Genomic DNA, 18,524 nt, shown 5'->3' on the forward strand with positions numbered 1-18,524 from the left:
ATTTGGCTTTGTTTGGGTTGATTCATCGAATCCACCCAGAGAAGGCCAATGTCCAGCACCCCATCATGCTACGACTGTGGTATTTTAGCCGCCCTCTACTTCGTCGCGGTTCGGCGGCTTTCAACACAGGATTACTCGCAAAACCATGGGTGTACAGGAAAACTTCGAACAACTCCCGCTAAAAGAATTCACCGAAAAAGCCTATCTGGATTATTCCATGTATGTGATTTTGGATCGGGCTTTACCGCACATCGGTGACGGCCTAAAGCCAGTACAGCGCCGTATCGTGTACGCGATGTCCGAGTTGGGCCTAACGGCGTTGGCCAAATACAAAAAATCAGCTCGTACCGTCGGTGACGTGCTGGGTAAATACCATCCGCACGGCGATTCCGCGTGCTACGAAGCTATGGTGTTGATGGCTCAGGACTTTTCTTACCGTTATCCCTTGATTGATGGCCAGGGCAACTGGGGGTCGCCGGATGATCCAAAATCTTTTGCCGCCATGCGGTACACCGAGTCACGGCTGACTGCTTACGCGCAAACCTTGCTTAGCGAATTGGGGCAGGGCACGGTGGACTGGACCGACAATTTCGACGGCACCTTAAAAGAGCCCAGCCTCATGCCGGCCCGCTTGCCGAATGTGCTGCTGAACGGCACGATGGGTATCGCCGTGGGGATGGCAACCGATATTCCGCCGCATAATCTGCGCGAAGTCGCCAATGCTTGTCTGCAATTACTGGACGATCCTGAAACGCCACTCGAAAATTTGCTGACGCATATCAAAGGGCCTGATTATCCCACCGATGCCGAGATCGTCACGGCTGGCGCCGATATTCAAAAAATGTATGCGACCGGCAACGGCTCGATAAAGATGCGTGCCAAATACGAGCTGGAAGACGGCAATATCGTCATCACGGCTTTGCCGCATCAGGTGTCCGGTGCCAAGTTGCTGGAGCAAATTGCCGCGCAAATGCTGGCGAAAAAGTTGCCGATGATCGAGGATTTACGCGACGAATCCGATCATGAAAATCCGACACGGTTGTTAGTTATTCCCAAGACCAAGCGTATTGATGTCGATGCGGTGATGTCGCATTTATTCGCCACGACTGACCTGGAAAAAAATTATCGGGTCAATATGAATATGATCGGCTTGAACGGTAAGCCGCAGGTCAAAAATCTACGGATGATTTTGACTGAATGGATCAGCTTTAGAACCGAAACTGTGCGTCGTCGTCTGCAATATCGTTTGGATAAAGTGCTGGCACGTTTGCATATTCTGGAAGGTTTGCTAATTGCCTATCTGAATATCGACGAAGTGATTGCGATTATTAGAAGCGAAGATCATCCCAAGCCGGTTTTGATGGAGCGGTTTGGTTTGAGCGATTTGCAGGCGGAAGCGATCCTTGAGCTGAAATTGCGGCACTTGGCCAAGCTCGAGGAAATGAAGATTCGCGGTGAACAGGACGAATTGGAGCAGGAGAGACAGGCCTTGGAAAAAACCTTGGGCTCTGAACGCCTGTTGAATCGACTGATCCGCAAGGAAATCGAACGCGATGCGGAAAAATACGGCGATGACCGGCGTTCGCCCATCGTCGCGCGGGATGCGGCTCAAGCCCTGGATACCACTGAGCTGATTGCGAATGAACCGGTGACGATTATCTTGTCGCAAAAAGGCTGGATCAGGGCGGCCAAAGGTTATGACATAGAAGTCGAAAGCTTGAGCTATCGCGCCGGCGACGCCTATTTATCGTCAGCGAAAGGTCGGACCACGCAATCGGCGTATGTATTGGACTCCACGGGACGAGTCTATACCATTACGACTCACGATTTGCCCTCTGCGCGAAGTCAGGGTGAGCCACTGACTGGCAGGCTTAATCCGCCGCCAGGTAGTTTGTTTACCGATGTATTTACTGGGCAAGCCGACGATTGGCTATTGATTGCCAGTAATGCCGGTTACGGTTTTCGAGTGCAGCTAAAAGAGCTGCAAAGTAAAAATAAAGCTGGGAAGGCGTTGTTGAGCTTGCCAACTGGCGCCAAAGTTTTAACGCCGGCGCCGATTCCAACTGGTCACGACTTGCTGGCGGTTGCGACCTTGCAGGGTAGATTGTTGATATTTCCAGCGTTGGATCTGCCCGAGTTGGCGAAAGGCAAGGGTAATAAACTAATTCAGATTCCTGGCGGGGACTTGGTTTTCGGTAAGGATGCTGTGGTCGCGGTAACGGCGTTGTCGGCGAGCTGCGAATTGAAAATCGTCTCCGGCAAACGACATGTCACCCTGAAAGCCATGGATATTGCCCAATACACTGGCAATCGTGCGAATCGTGGCACAGCATTGCCGCGTGGTTTCCAAAAAGTGGATGGGTTGGAGTGTATTGTTGCTTAATACTTTGCGGTGCTGGACATATTATTGGGAGTTTAAAAGCTTTTTTTGGGATTTTTTGTGCCAACTATTTGAGACTCAAAATCGGTTTATCAGATCAGTTTGAAAAAATCTGTTGACGTAAGTAATCAATGTCTTTATCATGAGCATCTTTCTGGAGCGCTTCTGCTCTTCGGGATAATAAGAAGGTCAATTCGGGGTATAGCGCAGTCTGGTAGCGCGTCTGCTTTGGGAGCAGAATGTCGGGAGTTCGAATCTCTCTACCCCGACCAAGATTTGCGCTTGTAGCTCAGCTGGATAGAGCATCGGCCTTCTAAGCCGAGGGTCGCAGGTTCGAGTCCTGCCAAGCGTGCCATCGCAAAAAAAATCATCATTATGGTGAGCGTAGCTCAGTTGGTAGAGTCCCGGATTGTGATTCCGGTTGTCGTGGGTTCGAGCCCCATCGTTCACCCCAATTAAATCAATAGCTTGACGTTGTTTGTATGATGTAAGATCGGCATCTACTGACAAAGCTACTGACAAATGATCATTCGTTCGACGGTTTTACAGTTTTCAATTTAACATCATAAACATTCATCATCGAAGCCGTTCGGTGTCCACTCGCATCCAGTTTATTGCCTGTTGTATCGCTAACACCTTTACGTTTAAGATCATGAAAAGTAAAAGGCACCCAATTAATGCCTCTTTCTTCAGCTGCTAATTTGGTGGCAACTGTTATTCGCCCCATAGCCGTTTTAAGACTATCGACTACGATTTTGTCACCGGTACGTTCACTAATAATGATATGCCTATCCTCAGCGCGAATCGGATGAGGTTGTTTTCGATCGGACAATATTCGGTTTCTTGTCGCAACTGCAAAATCCCACGCAGTACGTAGTCGCGGATTCCATTCTGTAATGTTGTCACGAGATCCCTTGCGACGCTTAATTAATAGGCCTTCCGGCAATTCATTTGCATCGGTAAGATCCAGCACTTCCGATAAGCGCATACGGCAAAGATAGGCAATTTCCATGGCTGGCCAGAGATACCAATAATTTGACTCTTGAGCAATCTTGAGCATAAATTCGTAATCACGATCTTCGGCGTAATGTTGACGAGGTTTGATTGATAGTTTTTTCACACCTAACGTTGGATTGAATTTAATTTTTTCATATTCGTATGCCCATGAAAAAACTCGTTTAATGTATGCAAGCTCTTTATTTGCCCTACTTTCCGAAGATTCACCGCGGGTGTCTCGGTATTTTCTAACGAGACCCACTGTCCATTTAGTGATTGGAAGCTCACCAAGAGTGTCATTGGTTGAAATTTTGCGACCACAGATATGCTGATGGCAATCTAGATAATCTTTTTGCGTTGATGTAGCCAATTTGCGCCAGATAGGCGTTAGCTGGAAATCGAGACTAATTGATGCGAAGGTCGCCGCCATGGGAGCATTGAGACTTTCGTATGCTTGCCAAATTTCTGCCAAAGATGATTTTGGACCGATCAGTCGCTTTGAACGCCATTTCCCAAGATCTGGGTCTTTGTATTTGTACATCCATTTGCCAGTACCTGACTTATCCCACCAGACACCGGTCGGCAATTTTCTGGCATCAATGTTGGTCGGTACAACTGCAGTTCGCGCGGGACCTTTAGGCATAGGCGTTTAATCGATAAAATCGATTACCTCTTGATTGGCGTCTGGGATATCAAATTTTAATCCCATGGCGGCATTAATTGCATCTATCGTAGTAAAAATTTTACCCCCTTGCCCGTATAAGTAACGGACACCATTTTTTCTTAAGCATCGCTCAATATCACCGGGTCTATCGTAACCAGTAGCTATTTTCAGTTGATCAATAGAAACAAGAGTTGTCATATCGATTGGTTAGATAGGCTATAACTCTTCATTCACTTTTTTAGCGTAATCACGGTAGCCCGGAATTTTTGTTAGTTTTAAATAGGGAAAATATTCAACTTATTGGCTGTTTTAAAGCGGTTTTACAAACACAACACCGCTCCAGCGACTTTTCGCTGCCCAATATGATCAACGCCGCTGAATAACAATGGCCGCATTCCGTCATCAGCAATTTTTTATTTCTCAAGTCTCGTGCCACCAACCATGCCGTGGTGAAATCGAGATTGCCACTGGGCAAGGAAATTTTAAAAAGATCGAATGCCTGGATAACGTTATCAATTTCGCCGTGACTGTTTTCTGCTTCAATTGCACGAAATATCTTGGCGAAGAGCGTGGCTTCCTTGTACCTTTTTACGTTATGCGTCAAGCCACGAATTGACTCTTTGATGGGACCCGAACTACCGGATCGCCCTAGAATTTCTTTGTAAGTGGCCTTTATCAGCTCTCTGGAGATGGTGGTTTCTCGGACAATAACGGCAATTCTGGCCTGGCGTTGAATCAGGGTAATGGCCAACTGATACTGTTTAAGTGTTTTGATCATCTTTTTAGCCTCCATGATTCAAGCCCTCCCTTAACGTCAGTAACACATCAACGGCGGTGTGCTGCTTGCGATTCATGTACTCAAAAAAATGATTTGAAATCCTTGGCGCAAAACACAGCCAGCCCGATTGAGCGATATGCTCAATGTCCTCAATTGACAAACGACCAATGGCCTCAATTAACGCCTTATCCGAAATGCCCAACATAAAACCAGCGAATAGAGGATTATCTCGACAGAGATCACGGGCTTTGATAAGCCATAAACAATTCAACGTCGTTATTTCTTGATCAGCACTCTGAACCTGTGCGCGCTCCAAACAATCAAAATAATCATCCAACTCACCCATGGCAGACTGTATGATTTGCCTGACGTGGGAGGACGGGTTTTTTATCTGCAACCATTGATTTAAATAATCCGCGCCAAATTCGTTCGTCAACGGGCACAATAACGCTTGGCAGAAATGCGCAGTAACCTGCTCAACGTTGACAAAGTCAAGGATTAACGGTTGATGGTTGAAAAAGCATTCTCGTGCCAGGCGGGCTAAATTTTTTCCTTCCGCTGCATCCAGTAGGGTTCGAGATTGAATTGATTGAACTAATAAATACATTATGACTCTCCTTGGCCGTTAGTAACGGTCAAGACATATCGCCAAAGTTTTGCCGGCATTTTGTGAAAATGGCCGCGAAATTCGATATTGACGGGCTACGCTGCCAGTCTTGTTTTCACATACGGGACAGCGGGCAGCCAGTTGAGCTTCATGGCGGGGAATCAGGAATCGCGCTTGACAGCAAAGACACTTCACAAAATGCAATGCAGAGGCATGAAATTGTCTTGTTAGTTGCCATGCTCGATTAATATCCAACACTCTGTGGTGTTCGAATCCTGCCTCCCGATTGCTGGGCTTGGGGTTGCGGGCAACGATGCGGCAGTACAATGTATATGCGTTGCACAACTGCAACCCAAACTCGGTACCATTGGCTCTAACGGATACGTAATCCTGAATTAACCCCAAGAATATTGAGGCGTGCAGATTGTTGATGGTTGAACGACTTATCCAGTGTGGATCCCAAGGCAGCATGCCTTTAATTGGTGCTTGTTCTTGCGCAAGCCTGTAAATGCGTGTGGCTGTTTTACGTTTGATTCCACAGAGAGCACAAACCACCGGTGTTCGGGCGCCGTAGTCGAACAATGTCTTTGCCAACATCAGTTCAGCGCCAAAATGCGACAAGTCAACGAAGCCACCGTTATGCATGATGATCACCCTGATCATGAGCATCATGAACCAGTAAGGCCGCATGAGCGGCGGCTGAAACCGGATGGTTACCCAGTGGCAGCAAACTGATCACGGCGCGGTTAACCGCCGCCTGTTCTTTAATCTGTTCCAGCGACAAATCTGCCACATGATAGACCGTCTCCGGAATGACACCAAACCGCCAGGCGGCTTCCATGGGATTGCTTCGGGCACATTCTCTCAATAGCATCAGATATTGAAAATTCAGTTGCGTCAGATCGTCTTCTAGGGTGGCCATGCTCTTCTCTAATGAATTACGACATGGGGTAATACTAAAAGACTGGTTTTGTAATCGTCACGTTCGGAAAGTGGGTGTTTTTGGGGTACTTTCCGCGCAAAGCCTTGTTGGACGTGGCTTGGCAAGGTGTCAGGCAATGCTTCAGTGATAAAAAGTGATTGACAATACGTAACCGTTTGTATTTTCGATGAATTGTTTTTTTGGGGAGCTATAGATGGCGTAATTAGGTCGAAAGAAGGCCTTTTTTGAACACTTGAAATAGTGAGTTTTTGAGTAGACTCGGGGCAACCTTACGAGTCACTTCTGCTATGCACACTATCGATTTGAAATCCGGTTTCCGGCGGCCATGTGCCGCTAAACAGCATCGTCTATATCCGCTGCCGATTTTGCTGAGCTTTTTGGTTTGTAGTGCATCGTGTTTAGCCCATGGCAATGTCACCCAACAGGCCCGAGCGACTAGCACTGTACACACGCTACAAAATACGCTTTGGTGGCAGATTGCAAAGCAGCACCATTTGGATCCTTACATACTGTATGCGGTTGCATTAAAAGAATCCGCCAACGATGCCGATCCAACCGCGGTAAAACCCTGGCCATGGGCACTGAATAAATCCGGACACTCCTTGATGCCAGCCTCGCAGCGGGAGGCCCATGCCTTGCTCAAGCAATCGATAGACGAAGGCAATCGGTTGGTAGACGTGGGGTTAATGCAAATCAATGTCCGCTGGCATGGCCACAGAGTGAGCGCGCCGGCGCAATTACTGGATCCGATTACCAATGTACAAATAGGTGCCGAACTATTAGCAACCGCTATTGGTTCAGCCCCGCATGACTTGGCTTTAGGGATTGGGCGCTACTATAGCTGGAAGGATGAAAAGGCCGCCATCGCCTACGGACAAAGTGTGATGGCCATAGCCGACCGAGTGAAGCAGGTGATTTGAGATGGAGGATAGCCTCTATCATCTGCAATTGGATTATCTGTTGTTAGCACGGGAAATGGTGCTGTCTGGACAAGAAGAACAGGCGATGTTTAGCTTGGGATTAACGCCAGAAGCCGTGGGTATCCTGAAAAAATTGCAGGTGCAGCAAATTAGGGAGATAGCTCGGCGCGAATGCCTGGCCTTTACCCCTAGATTCAATGTCAGCTTCTGGGGGCGTTATCTTCAGGTCGATCAGTCAGTGCATGAGGGCGATACGTGTGATAGACAGGCGCGTGACTTGCTCATGCTGCTCACAGGATCAGGCGATATATCATGAGTGCTTGGTACACCTACGAAGACCGGCTAAAAGATCATTATCTTGCCTATCAATTACTGAAGCGAAAATTGCGGCCGACGTTCGTTAAAGCGCATATTAAAACGATTAGCCAACATGAGCTAAAGGCCATGTACTATGCCATTCACTTTCACGGACCCTCCAACGGACAATTACCGCTGGCTAAAACCATTCCGGCATCACGCGAGTCGTTTCTCTATCTGACGTTATTTCTGTCCATCTATCAAATCACCAGCAAGGTTAATCCGCAGTCACGAATGGACGTGCCGGCCATTTTGTTTACATGGGATTATTTCCATCGATCCTATGAACACCTTATCCCCGAAGAGCGACCTTACGGCAAAATACGACCCGCCAACTTCAACGAAGCCTGGGTATTGGCGCAAGGTATGCGCGAAGGACAAGTCGTCTTGAAATATTGCCCCCGCTGTCGACATAATTATGCGGTATTCTACGAGAGTAAATTCCGACCGGTTTGCCAGTTCTGTGAATTGGCAGATGCAAACGTTAACTCATTTCGCCCAAACACGCCTTAAGTCTGGTCAGCAATTGAATTGAACGGTTGACGATTTAGCCTTTTCACCAAGCCTGGCTCCATAGCCATGGCTATCTTGAAAGCGGACACCCAAGATATTTAAATTCACCAAGAAACAATTGTCGTTAACGACCCCAAGGCGTCATTCAGATATAGATTTAAGCTTCCCGATAACGGTCATTGGCAAAAGGCACCACCGCCAACTCCACTTGCCAAGTCGCAAATTTGAAGCGAGTTAATCGTAATTGACATTACAAACTATACTTCGGGCTTCGACTATTCGATTTTGGTGGAAAAGCCTTCACAGTTTATTAACCAAAGCATCAAGGCTTTTTCATACCTTTACTGGTACCCAATTCAAAACGGCTTTAAGCCTGGCATTGTTCATGCCGTTTTTGATTACCACCTGGTGCAGCAGCAATATCTTGGTTTTATATGTCTAAACATTCAGTACAAAAAGTACGGCGAGTTTATAACGCGTTTGTCGCCACAGAAACACTTGAGGATTACGCACTTCGTTATACGCCAGAACACTTCAGAAAATGGTCGCCCTGGGTTATTGGTAATACTGCAATCGGTGGAATTTCTTTTTTAGCGCTGGAAGCGATTGGCGCCTCAATTTATTTAAGCGTTGGTTATACCAATGCCTTTTGGGCGATTGCTTTGGCAGCCACCATTATCTTTCTCGCAGGCACACCGGTTTGTTATTACGCAGCTAAGCACAATATCGACATTGACTTGTTAACCCGAGCAGCAGGATTTGGCTATGTGGGTTCAACTGTGACGTCATTGATTTACGCCTCCTTCTGTTTCATCTTTTTTGCGCTGGAAGCCGCTATCATGGCCCAAGCATTAAAACTTTGCTTTGGATTGCCTTTATTCTTTGGGTATCTCATTTGCTCTTTAGTCATAATACCCATCGTGTTTTATGGTGTCACAGCCATCAATCGATTGCACCAGATTACTCAGCCCTTCTGGTTAATATTGATGGTTTTGCCGTTTGCGTATCTTCTGCTCGATAAACCTGACATTCTTGATGCATTTTATGCATATCGTGGTACATCGTCCGGAACGAATGAATTTGATCCATATCATTTCGGCATAGCCACCGGAATTTCCTTGTCGCTAATCGCGCAAATTGGCGAACAAGTCGATTACTTGCGTTTCATGCCAGCACGTAATCCAAAAAACCGATTCAGCTGGTGGCTATCTGTTTTAACCGCTGGACCCGGCTGGATTATTTTGGGTTTCTTTAAGCAGATTGGCGGCGCACTGCTAGCCATTCTTGCGCTGATATCCGGCTTGTCATTAATTGAAGCCAAGGAACCAGCGGAGATTTATTACACTGCCTACCGCCTGATATTTGAAAACCCTGGTTTTGCCCTCGCTGTTAGCACATTCTTTGTGGTGATTTCGCAAATCAAAATTAACGTCACCAATGCTTACGCGGGCTCGCTGGCATGGTCAAACTTTTTTTCCCGTGTGACTCATGCACATCCTGGCCGCGTAGTCTGGGTGTTTTTTAATATCGCCATCGCTATTGTGCTCATGGAACTCGGCGTCTTTGAGGGTTTACAAAAAATTCTGGGTTTGTATTCAAATGTTGCTATGGCCTGGATTGCAGCTATTAGCAGTGATTTGACCATCAACCGACTATTGAAACTTCGACCAACACTCATCGAGTTTCGACGAGCGCATTTGCATGACTTCAATCCTGTCGGCTATCTCAGCATGTTGCTGGCTTCTTTTGCATCCATTCTGGCTTTCACGGGATTGTTCGGTGAGCTATTTCAAGCGTATTCCTGGGCATTGGCTTTGGGGCTAGGATTTTTATGCCCACCTCTATTGGCGTTCATCACAAAAGGCCAGTATTACCTTATCAGAAATTTCGAAGCACCCAGCGATTCCGGTAACCATTCAGCAAATTGCCGCTGCGAAATCTGTGAATTTTCTTACGATCCCAAAGATACGACTTTCTGCCCCTACTTTAATTCGACGATTTGTTCGCTATGTTGCACGTTGGAAGCTAATTGTCACGATCAATGCAAACCCAATACAGCAAGTTACCAACATAGGTTTCTTGAAAGGCTGATGGCGGCCCTGTTCAAGGATAACCTCGAGCATGCCAGTGTGCAACGCGCAGCACAATTTACATGGCTCATGATGCTCATGGCATTTTTTACGGCTATCGTTTTTTGGTTAATCTTTACCAGCACACGCTCAGCGGAATGGTCTACCGAATTAATCACCGTAATTAAAGCATCATTTTTGCTGCTCTATGCGCTTGTGATGGGGATGCTTGCCTTAGGGACTTGGTGGTACGTGTTGTCAGACCAAAGTCGAACATTGGCCAAAGCGGAAATAGCGGCTCGAAATAGCGAGCTGGAAAAGGAAACCTGATTACCCATAAGCCTCAGCTAATTTGAGCAAACGCGCAGGCATGGGCGGAGTATTGGCTGCCGCGACGAGAAACCTGGGCATCATGGCTTGCAGATCGAACCGGCGGTTGAAGCGATAACAAAACTCGGCCAGATAACGTGGCAAGTGTTTGGGATTGATGGCATGGTACGTACCGTTAATCGAGCGCTTCACATTACCGATCATGGTGTTGACCCAAGCGAACTCTTCTTTGGTCACGCTGTCCGGTCCGCCGCCGGTCACAATGCTGTAGTGGTGGCAACCTCGATCAAGCACGGCGGAAAAACAGGCCAGACCGTCCGAGTAAACCAGGCTACCCGGCTCAAGATGTTTACCGGCCCAGCGTTTGATTTCGCTGGAACGAAAGCCTTTGACGACGTTCAAGTTCATGGCGATGGGATGATGTGCTTCGTTCAGTGCTACCGCCGCCACAAACGGGGTCTTGTTTTCCGAGCCTCGCCCGCGCTTTCCGCCGCGATGTTCACCACCCCAATAGACATCATCCAGTTGAATGATGCCGGTCAGCGGTTTGCGGTCATCCCGCTCTTTCATGGCTTGCATGATCTTGTGCTTGATGCTCCAGGCGGTGTTGTAGCTCACGCCGATTTGGCGCATCAAGGCCAAGGTCGACACGGCCGTTTTGGCTTGTGTCAGCAAGTGGATCGCCAGAAACCACACCGTCAGCGGCAGTTTGGTGTGTTCGAACAGTGTCCCGCTAGTCAGCGATGTTTGATGATGACAGGTCGTACATTGATAGAGATGACGGGTCTTGACCACGCTATAACGACGGCCAGCGCAACTTGGGCATTGAAAACCGGATGGCCATCGCGCCTGAAATAGGGCTTCCGCGCATTGGGCTTCGCTACCGTAGCGCTTTAGGAAATACATCAAACTGAAGCCTTTTTGAAATTGGATCGGATTCTTTTTCATGGCACGATCTCCAGTCAGGTTAGGACTTTCATTGGACTTGCAGGAGGCTTCAAAGTTGCTGAGGTTTATGGGTAATCAGGAAAGGAAATGGCCGAACGGTTGAAAATTGAACAGGAACTAATTCAACACAGAAGCCATTTGGCACGGTTGGTCGAACAAAAGACGGCGGATTTGGAACAATCGTTAGCCCAACTCAATGTCGAATCGGAACGCTTAAGAACGTTTCTGCAAAATGCCAGTGATGGCATTCATATTCTAGATACCGACGGTAACGTCATAGCATTTAGTGATTCCTTCGCCAGTATGCTGGGTTACGCAAATGAGGAAGCCAGTACGTTAAACGTCAAGGATTGGGATGCGCTGATCCCAAAAGAGCAATTGGCAGAAAGGATCAGGCAGCTCATCGATGAACCCAGGGTGTTTGAAACTCAACATAAGCGTAAGGATGGGGTTGTGTTTGATGTAGAAGTCAGCGCCCGCCATGTTATTCTCGATGGCAGAAGCTACCTGTATGCCTCTTCGCGTGATATATCCAGTCGCAAACAGGCTGAGGACGCTCTGGCGCGAAGCGAAGCATTTGCCAATCTGATTGTCGACACGGTACCAGAGGTGATATTGGTCGTAGATGCCGGGGGACGCATCACTCGGGCCAACACGCAATTAAAAAGGATATTTGGCTATCTGCCGAAAGAACTGACTGGTCAACCGGTTGAAAGACTAATTCCAGCGCGTTTTCGAGCGCAACATACCGGTTTACGGCAGGGTTATGCGGCCGAAAATATTCCCCGAATGATGGGCGCCAATCGGGAACTGTTTGGTATACACAAAGACGGCAGTGAAATTCCGGTAGAGGTGGGTCTAGCGCCACTGACAGTCGGCGAGAACCGATTCGTCATCGCCTCCATAGCCGATATCAGTTTGCGTAACACAGCCCTTCAATCGCTGCGTGACAGTGAAATGCGTTTCCGTCTACTAACCGAGACGATCAAGGACTACGCCATCATCATGCTATCCCCTGATGGCCATGTTTTGACTTGGAACGAGGGCGCGCGGCGTTTGAAAGGCTACAACAGTGACGAAATCATCGGGCGACCCATGACCCATTTTTATACTGCAGAAGCTATTGCCGCGGGAAAGGCCTTTACGCTGCTGGAAAAAGCCAAACGCCACGGTTCCGTTGAGGATGAGGGCTGGCGAGTGCGCAAAGACGGTTCTCGCTTTTATGCTGACGTGATCCTGACTGCTCTCCATGACTCGTCAGGCGAACTCATGGGCTTTGCCAAAATCACCCGGGACATTACAGAACGTAAACAGGCCGGGGAAGCTTTGCAAGAAAGCAGAGACCGTCTTGCAGCTGCCGCCTCCGCCGGCATTGTCGGCGTTTGGGATTGGGATATCCCTAATAATCGCCTCGTCTGGGATAGGGTAATGTATCAACTCTACGGCATTCGCGCCGAAGATTTTAGCGGGGCCTATGAGGCATGGTCAAACGCTATTTCCCCTGAAGACAGAGCTCTCGCTGAAGATAAGATTAACGCCGCTTTGCGGGGAGAGCAGGATTATATTCACGAGTTTCGTGTGGTATGGCCCAATGGCTCCATTCACCACCTCAAGGCCGTTTCAACGACTACCTTCGATACGCTCGGTAAGCCGCTACGGATGATCGGCGTTAATTATGATCTGACCGATCAGAAAGCCATTGAACATGAGTTATCAGAAGCACGAGCGAGGGCAGAATCCGCCAACCGCCTCAAGTCAGAATTCCTGGCCAATATGAGCCACGAAATCCGCACACCCATGAATGCCATTATCGGACTATCCGGGCTGGGCTTGGGTCTGCCCGGCCTGACACCAAAATTGCAGGACTATCTTGCCAAAATACATAAATCCTCCAAAGCGCTGTTGGCGATTATCAACGACATCCTCGATTACTCGAAGGTCGAGTCGGGACGACTGGAGTTAGAAACCATAGAATTCAATCTTGAGGAATTACTCGATAATGTGGCCGATTTATTTACCATTGATGCGGAAGCAAAAGGCCTTGAACTGGTGTTGGATATCGCACCCGAGATACCACCTTACCTGTTGGGCGATTCACTACGCTTGGGGCAAGTGATGAGCAATCTGGTCGGCAATGCCGTGAAATTTACCGAGGTCGGCGAAATCCATATCAAAGTCGCTGTCGTCGAAATGCCTGTCCTGAGTGACAATGAGCATGTCAGGTTGCAATTTTCGGTACGTGATACAGGTATTGGCATAGCGGCAGAGCAACAGGGACATCTATTTGAAGCATTTAACCAAGCGGATGGCTCAATCACACGCCGGTTTGGTGGTACTGGCCTGGGGCTAACCATCTGCAAACTTCTGATCGAAAAAATGGACGGGAACTTAACGGTAGTAAGCGAAGTAGGTCAAGGGAGCTGTTTCAGCTTCACCCTGAGTTTTTCGGTTTCCGACAAAGCGCATATCGAACGTTCACCTTTGGCATTACGCGGTATGCGTGTTTTGGTGGTGGATGATTTGGAAAGCTCGCGACAGGTGCTAACCGAAGTGCTTCGATCCTGGGGCTTCGAGATAACAGAAGCCAGTAGTGGTAGCGAAGCGCTAGAGCAGTTGCAACGGGCAGTGCATGAACCAACCCGATTCTTCGAATTGGTACTGGTGGATTGGAAAATGCCTGAGATGGATGGTGTAACCTTAGCACGGCAGATACACGATCAGGTATCGCTAGGGTATTTGCCGAGGCTGCCGCTGATCATGATGATTACAGCCTATAACCGAGATCAAGCAGTTCAGCAAGCGCATGACGTTCATCTGGATGCGGTATTAACCAAGCCCGTCAACGCCTCCCGGCTATTCGATGTCATCATGAAGATTCAAGGCGGCCACACCGATGAAAAAGCGGTTTTGGACACTTATACGCTTTATGAACTGGCATTACCACTTCAAGGCGCACAGGTGTTGTTAGTCGAGGACAACGACGTCAATCAAACCGTGGCACGCGAGCTGTTGGAACGTATGGGACTTCATGTTTCTATTGCCGGGAATGGTCAGGAAGCGCTGGCCTGTTTACAGCAGGCAACCTACGATATCGTCCTGATGGATTTGCAGATGCCAGTCATGGACGGTTTAGAAGCCAGTCGGCACATTCGCGAGCAAGAGTGCTTCAATGATCTTCCGATTATCGCCATGACGGCAGCGGTTATGCTACGGGACCAACAGGATTGCGAAGCAGCGGGAATGAATGGACATCTCTCAAAACCGATTGAGCCTGAGGTATTGCTTAAGGTCCTGCTCAGGTGGATAAAACCGCGTGCATCATCCGGCAAGGCTCTTCCACCTAGACCGATGATTGTGGAAGCAGATAGCGCGTACCCTGACATCAAGTGCCTGGACAGTCGGCAAGCCTTAACAAGGTTGATGGGTAACCAGGCGCTGTTTCATTCTTTACTTTCGCAAGTCACCCAGGAATACGCCGACGTTGTTGCGGAAATACGTCCAATCGCTGCAAGCGGTAAGCTTCACGATGCAGCCCGCACGTTACACAAGCTGCGGGGTGTGTTAGGTAACATTGCAGCCACTGAAGCAATCGAATTGACTGCAAAAGCCGAACTGTTAGCCAAGGAGGGAGTGAGCAATGGGCTGTTTGAACGTCTGGATCAGCTGGAACATGAAATGCATAGTTTGGTTGATTCAATAGGCGCTTATTTGGCCAGCGTCAGCAAGAAGGAACAAGGGAATAAATCACAAACTGCACTAGACTTTAATGCCTTGGATACACTGCTCACGGAACTACGCACGCAAAGTGTCGATGCGTTGGATCTATTTGAAAAACTCTATCCAGCGATTGAAGCAACCCAGGGAGAGTCATTTGCCTTGCATTTACGTAACCGCATGGAGGCTCTGCAATTTACACAAGCAACTGAACTGTTGTCATCCATCACTTTGCAGTAGGGAAACTCATGACTATCAACATGTCTCGAAATCAATCCCGAATTTTAATCGTTGATGACGATCCCGGAACCGTTCGCGCACTGGCTGAGATTCTAAAGGATATTGGCAAGGTTCATTTTACTACCAAGAGTACGGATGCCGTGGAGATGGCCATGTCGGTCGCGCCGGATTTTATTATTCTGGACGTGGAAATGCCTGAGTTGAACGGCATTGATGTGTGTGCACTGATCAAAAGTAATCCTGCTTTCAATGATGTGCCGGTACTGTTCGTCACCGCCCATTCCGATATTGATATCGAGACCCGTGCCTTGACGGCCGGCGCCATTGATTTTATTGAAAAGCCTCCCCATCCTCTGCTGGTCGAAACGCGCGTTCGGAATTACCTTGCGCTCAAACAACGTACCGATCATCTGAAAAAGCTGGCCTTGGCTGTCGAACAAAGTTCTGAAAGCGTCATCATCACGGATATTGATGGCAACATCGAATATGTCAACGACACTTTTCTCCGGAACACGGGCTATAGCCAACAAGAAGTCATTGGCGAGAATCCCCGCATACTGGCTTCCGGCAAGACACCAGCGGAAACCTTTGTGGAACTCTGGTCAGCATTGACCGGCGGTAAAAACTGGAAAGGGGAATTTATCAACCGCCGAAAGGATGGGAGCGAATATATCGAATTGGTGACCATTTCACCGATCCGTCAACCTGATGGTAAAATCACCCACTATTTATCGGTCCAAACCGACATCACCCATCAAAAAGCCGCCGAAGACCAGATCAGACGGCTGGCTTATTTCGATACATTGACCCAATTGCCCAATCGGCGCCATTTTCAGGACCGCCTTGATCAGGCGATTGCCGCCAGTCAACGTAGTAAACGCTATGGAGTCGTCATTATTATTGACTTTGATAACTTTAAGTTAATCAACGATACCTGGGGACACAGCATTGGTGAGCGTTTTCTTTGTGCGATCAGTATGCGATTGCGTAATAGCTGTGTGCGGGCTGCGGATTTAATAGCCCGGTTCGGGGGGGATGAATTTGCCTTCTTACTTGAAGATATCAACGATGACTACACCGAAGCTGCGAGACAGGTAGAAATCTGTACTCAGAAAATACTTCGCACGATTGATCAACCGATTGAGATGAATGCGGTTGAATATCATATCACTGCCAGCGCTGGCTTATATCTGTTCTCGAATAGCTCGGATGAAGATGTTGACAAAGCCATCAAGCGGGCTGAAGCAGCGATGTACCGCGCTAAAATTGAAGGACGAAATCGCCTCTGTTTCTTTGACCCCGATATTCAAGCAAAACAGGAAGAACGAGCCAAGTTGGAAGCGGCACTTCATAGCGCCTTGGTTCGCAATCAGTTTCGAATCGTTTTCCAGCCACAAATTGGTACAGACGACCGAGTGACGGGGGCTGAAGTACTGTTACGTTGGGAGCATCCGGAGCTTGGCATGGTTTCCCCGCTTGAGTTTATAGCCTTGGCAGAAGAAACCGGCTTGATTATCCCCATCGGTCTGTGGGTTTTAAAATCAGCTTGCCACCAACTCCGACGCTGGAATAACTTATCTGGGTGGGAAAGTTTCACCCTCAGCGTCAATATCAGCTCGCGCCAGTTACATCAGGAAGACTTTATTGCCAACGTCTCAGAAATTATTTTGGAAACTGGCGTCTCGGCAAAAAACCTGACCTTGGAACTCACCGAGAGCGCCATTCTGAAAAACGTCGAGGATTCGATCGAAAAAATGAATGTACTCAAAGCAAGAGGTCTTAGCTTTTCAATGGATGATTTCGGCACAGGATACTCGTCCTTATCCTATCTTAAACGGCTACCTGTAAACGAATTGAAGATTGATCAATCCTTCGTCCGCGACCTTGGCATTGACCTTGGTGATGAGGTCATTGTACGAACCATCATTGCCATGGGGCAAAGTCTAGGACTCTCGGTCATTGCCGAAGGGGTTGAAACAGCATTTCAGCATGAACTGGTGCGTGGTTATGGGTGCCATCATTTTCAGGGTTATCTTTTTGGACGCCCGCAAGATGCGAAAGAGTTTGAAAGTAACCATTTTGATCAATCCAGTTCACTCTTATTTCCAAATAAATGACTGATTTCAAAATATTAATCGCAGATGATGAGCCGGGCACGATTCGAGTGCTCTCCGAAATACTAAAAAGCGTTGGCAAAATTTATTTTACTACCCACGGCACCCATGTTTTAGAGCTGGCGAAGAACATACTCCCCGATATTATTTTGTTGGATATAGAGATGCCTGATATGACAGGTTTTGAAATATGCGAGCAAATCAGGCGCGACGCGATGTTTACGGATACACCGATTCTGTTTGTCACCGCCCAAAACGGTATTGATCAGGAAAGTCGGGCATTGACATCGGGAGCCATTGATTTCATTCATAAACCGCCTCATCCAGTGCTAACTAAAGCACGTGTCAGTAATTATCTGGCATTGAAGCGACAAACCGATGAGTTGAGAATGCTGTCTATGCAGGATGGTCTGACCAATATTGCGAATCGAAGGGCATTCGACAAAGCGCTGAGTCGGGAATGGCAACGCGCCTGCCGGAGTGGCCATTCGTTGTCACTGATCATGCTGGATATCGATTTTTTCAAATCCTACAACGATCGTTACGGCCATCTGGCGGGTGATGACTGTTTGCGAGCAGTTGCCAATTGCCTGGCACGCCACGTAAAACGTCCGAGTGATGTAGTAGCTCGGTATGGTGGGGAGGAGCTCGCGGTTTTATTACCCGGATGCGGGCTGGAAGAGGCATACGATATCGCTGAGAGCATTCGGCAGGAGGTATCGCGTTTGCGTATCGCACACGCCGGTTCGACTTTACCATCAACGATTACTGTCAGTGCGGGCATCGCCACGACTGTAACGCTTTGTCAAAATACAGAAATTTGTTGGCGTAAACCTGGAGGGCTTCAGTCCGGCGTCCCTTGCGGATTAACTGAAAATAACCTGATCAAGCGAGCAGACAGGGCATTGTATACGGCTAAAAATTCCGGCAGAAATTGTGTAAGGACATGAC

The 18,524-nt window shown here is 48.1% G+C and carries 15 protein-coding genes and 3 tRNA genes; 11 read left to right on the forward strand and 7 right to left on the reverse strand.

Features of this window, described 5'->3' with window-relative positions:
• The first annotated feature begins 145 nt into the window (after positions 1–145).
• The 4 genes from parC to QLH52_RS01015 all read left to right on the forward strand — a co-directional run bounded on the left by parC (position 146) and on the right by QLH52_RS01015 (position 2,834).
• Positions 146–2,383 (forward strand): DNA topoisomerase IV subunit A, encoded by a 2,238-nt coding sequence (gene parC, locus QLH52_RS01000; RefSeq protein WP_319960258.1) that lies wholly within the window; start codon positions 146–148, stop codon positions 2,381–2,383.
• 192 nt (positions 2,384–2,575) lie between these two features.
• Positions 2,576–2,652, forward strand: a tRNA-Pro gene (locus QLH52_RS01005).
• Between the two features lie 6 nt (positions 2,653–2,658).
• Positions 2,659–2,735, forward strand: a tRNA-Arg gene (locus tag QLH52_RS01010).
• A gap of 23 nt (positions 2,736–2,758) precedes the next feature.
• A tRNA-His gene (locus tag QLH52_RS01015) sits at positions 2,759–2,834 on the forward strand.
• A 72-nt stretch (positions 2,835–2,906) separates the two neighbouring features.
• On the opposite strand, the gene QLH52_RS01020 is transcribed toward QLH52_RS01015, so the two are convergent.
• From QLH52_RS01020 to QLH52_RS01045, 6 genes are all read right to left on the reverse strand, one after another.
• The gene (locus tag QLH52_RS01020) at positions 2,907–4,019 is read right to left on the reverse strand and encodes a hypothetical protein (protein WP_319960259.1); all 1,113 of its coding nucleotides are present in this window, start codon (positions 4,017–4,019) and stop codon (positions 2,907–2,909) included.
• 6 nt (positions 4,020–4,025) lie between these two features.
• Entirely contained in the window at positions 4,026–4,238 is a 213-nt protein-coding gene (locus QLH52_RS01025) for a hypothetical protein (protein ID WP_319960260.1), read from the reverse strand.
• 94 nt (positions 4,239–4,332) lie between these two features.
• Positions 4,333–4,833, reverse strand: coding sequence for a FlhC family transcriptional regulator (locus QLH52_RS01030; protein ID WP_319960261.1), 501 nt, complete (start codon positions 4,831–4,833; stop codon positions 4,333–4,335).
• Positions 4,823–5,425, reverse strand: coding sequence for a hypothetical protein (locus QLH52_RS01035; protein ID WP_319960262.1), 603 nt, complete (start codon positions 5,423–5,425; stop codon positions 4,823–4,825). Before QLH52_RS01035 ends, QLH52_RS01030 begins: the two co-directional genes overlap by 11 nt.
• Before the next feature lie 18 nt (positions 5,426–5,443).
• Entirely contained in the window at positions 5,444–6,070 is a 627-nt protein-coding gene (locus QLH52_RS01040) for a FlhC family transcriptional regulator (protein ID WP_319960263.1), read from the reverse strand.
• Complete coding sequence (locus tag QLH52_RS01045) at positions 6,063–6,347, reverse strand: flagellar transcriptional regulator FlhD (RefSeq protein ID WP_319960264.1); 285 nt, start codon at positions 6,345–6,347, stop codon at positions 6,063–6,065. The genes QLH52_RS01040 and QLH52_RS01045 overlap by 8 nt, the downstream gene beginning before the upstream one ends.
• Before the next feature lie 308 nt (positions 6,348–6,655).
• Here QLH52_RS01045 and QLH52_RS01050 point away from each other — a divergent pair, with 308 nt between their 5' ends.
• The 4 genes from QLH52_RS01050 to QLH52_RS01065 all read left to right on the forward strand — a co-directional run bounded on the left by QLH52_RS01050 (position 6,656) and on the right by QLH52_RS01065 (position 10,557).
• On the forward strand, positions 6,656–7,288 hold the full coding sequence (locus QLH52_RS01050; protein ID WP_319960265.1) for a transglycosylase SLT domain-containing protein: 633 nt from the start codon (positions 6,656–6,658) through the stop codon (positions 7,286–7,288).
• 1 nt (position 7,289) lies between these two features.
• Positions 7,290–7,604 (forward strand): flagellar transcriptional regulator FlhD, encoded by a 315-nt coding sequence (locus QLH52_RS01055; RefSeq protein ID WP_319960266.1) that lies wholly within the window; start codon positions 7,290–7,292, stop codon positions 7,602–7,604.
• On the forward strand, positions 7,601–8,158 hold the full coding sequence (locus QLH52_RS01060) for a FlhC family transcriptional regulator (RefSeq protein ID WP_319960268.1): 558 nt from the start codon (positions 7,601–7,603) through the stop codon (positions 8,156–8,158). Before QLH52_RS01055 ends, QLH52_RS01060 begins: the two co-directional genes overlap by 4 nt.
• Positions 8,159–8,592: 434 nt before the next feature.
• Positions 8,593–10,557 (forward strand): purine-cytosine permease family protein, encoded by a 1,965-nt coding sequence (locus QLH52_RS01065; protein WP_319960269.1) that lies wholly within the window; start codon positions 8,593–8,595, stop codon positions 10,555–10,557.
• On the opposite strand, the gene QLH52_RS01070 is transcribed toward QLH52_RS01065, so the two are convergent.
• The gene (locus tag QLH52_RS01070) at positions 10,558–11,505 is read right to left on the reverse strand and encodes an IS1595 family transposase (protein WP_319960270.1); all 948 of its coding nucleotides are present in this window, start codon (positions 11,503–11,505) and stop codon (positions 10,558–10,560) included.
• An 87-nt stretch (positions 11,506–11,592) separates the two neighbouring features.
• Between QLH52_RS01070 and QLH52_RS01075 the strand changes: the two genes are divergently transcribed.
• The 3 genes from QLH52_RS01075 to QLH52_RS01085 are packed head-to-tail and all read left to right on the forward strand — an operon-like array spanning position 11,593 to position 18,523.
• Positions 11,593–15,459 carry a PAS domain S-box protein gene (locus QLH52_RS01075; protein WP_319960271.1) on the forward strand — a complete coding sequence of 1,289 codons (3,867 nt, stop codon included), beginning with the start codon at positions 11,593–11,595 and terminating at the stop codon, positions 15,457–15,459.
• Positions 15,460–15,467: 8 nt separating this feature from the next.
• Complete coding sequence (locus QLH52_RS01080) at positions 15,468–17,576, forward strand: two-component system response regulator (protein WP_319960272.1); 2,109 nt, start codon at positions 15,468–15,470, stop codon at positions 17,574–17,576.
• Entirely contained in the window at positions 17,573–18,523 is a 951-nt protein-coding gene (locus QLH52_RS01085) for a GGDEF domain-containing response regulator (RefSeq protein ID WP_319960273.1), read from the forward strand. The genes QLH52_RS01080 and QLH52_RS01085 overlap by 4 nt, the downstream gene beginning before the upstream one ends.
• Position 18,524: the final 1 nt, after the last annotated feature.

This window comes from Methylomonas defluvii (genome assembly GCF_033949435.1).
Classification (GTDB): domain Bacteria; phylum Pseudomonadota; class Gammaproteobacteria; order Methylococcales; family Methylomonadaceae; genus Methylomonas; species Methylomonas defluvii.

What these genes read in the sequence shown, in the direction of transcription:
- parC (WP_319960258.1), top strand. Translation starts at nt 146, where the DNA reads ATGGGTGTACAGGAAAACTTCGAACAACTCCCGCTAAAAGAATTCACC.
- QLH52_RS01020 (WP_319960259.1), bottom strand. Translation starts at nt 4,019, where the DNA reads ATGCCTAAAGGTCCCGCGCGAACTGCAGTTGTACCGACCAACATTGAT.
- QLH52_RS01025 (WP_319960260.1), bottom strand. Translation starts at nt 4,238, where the DNA reads ATGACAACTCTTGTTTCTATTGATCAACTGAAAATAGCTACTGGTTAC.
- QLH52_RS01030 (WP_319960261.1), bottom strand. Translation starts at nt 4,833, where the DNA reads ATGGAGGCTAAAAAGATGATCAAAACACTTAAACAGTATCAGTTGGCC.
- QLH52_RS01035 (WP_319960262.1), bottom strand. Translation starts at nt 5,425, where the DNA reads ATGTATTTATTAGTTCAATCAATTCAATCTCGAACCCTACTGGATGCA.
- QLH52_RS01040 (WP_319960263.1), bottom strand. Translation starts at nt 6,070, where the DNA reads ATGCATAACGGTGGCTTCGTTGACTTGTCGCATTTTGGCGCTGAACTG.
- QLH52_RS01045 (WP_319960264.1), bottom strand. Translation starts at nt 6,347, where the DNA reads ATGGCCACCCTAGAAGACGATCTGACGCAACTGAATTTTCAATATCTG.
- QLH52_RS01050 (WP_319960265.1), top strand. Translation starts at nt 6,656, where the DNA reads ATGCACACTATCGATTTGAAATCCGGTTTCCGGCGGCCATGTGCCGCT.
- QLH52_RS01055 (WP_319960266.1), top strand. Translation starts at nt 7,290, where the DNA reads ATGGAGGATAGCCTCTATCATCTGCAATTGGATTATCTGTTGTTAGCA.
- QLH52_RS01060 (WP_319960268.1), top strand. Translation starts at nt 7,601, where the DNA reads ATGAGTGCTTGGTACACCTACGAAGACCGGCTAAAAGATCATTATCTT.
- QLH52_RS01065 (WP_319960269.1), top strand. Translation starts at nt 8,593, where the DNA reads ATGTCTAAACATTCAGTACAAAAAGTACGGCGAGTTTATAACGCGTTT.
- QLH52_RS01070 (WP_319960270.1), bottom strand. Translation starts at nt 11,505, where the DNA reads ATGAAAAAGAATCCGATCCAATTTCAAAAAGGCTTCAGTTTGATGTAT.
- QLH52_RS01075 (WP_319960271.1), top strand. Translation starts at nt 11,593, where the DNA reads ATGGCCGAACGGTTGAAAATTGAACAGGAACTAATTCAACACAGAAGC.
- QLH52_RS01080 (WP_319960272.1), top strand. Translation starts at nt 15,468, where the DNA reads ATGACTATCAACATGTCTCGAAATCAATCCCGAATTTTAATCGTTGAT.
- QLH52_RS01085 (WP_319960273.1), top strand. Translation starts at nt 17,573, where the DNA reads ATGACTGATTTCAAAATATTAATCGCAGATGATGAGCCGGGCACGATT.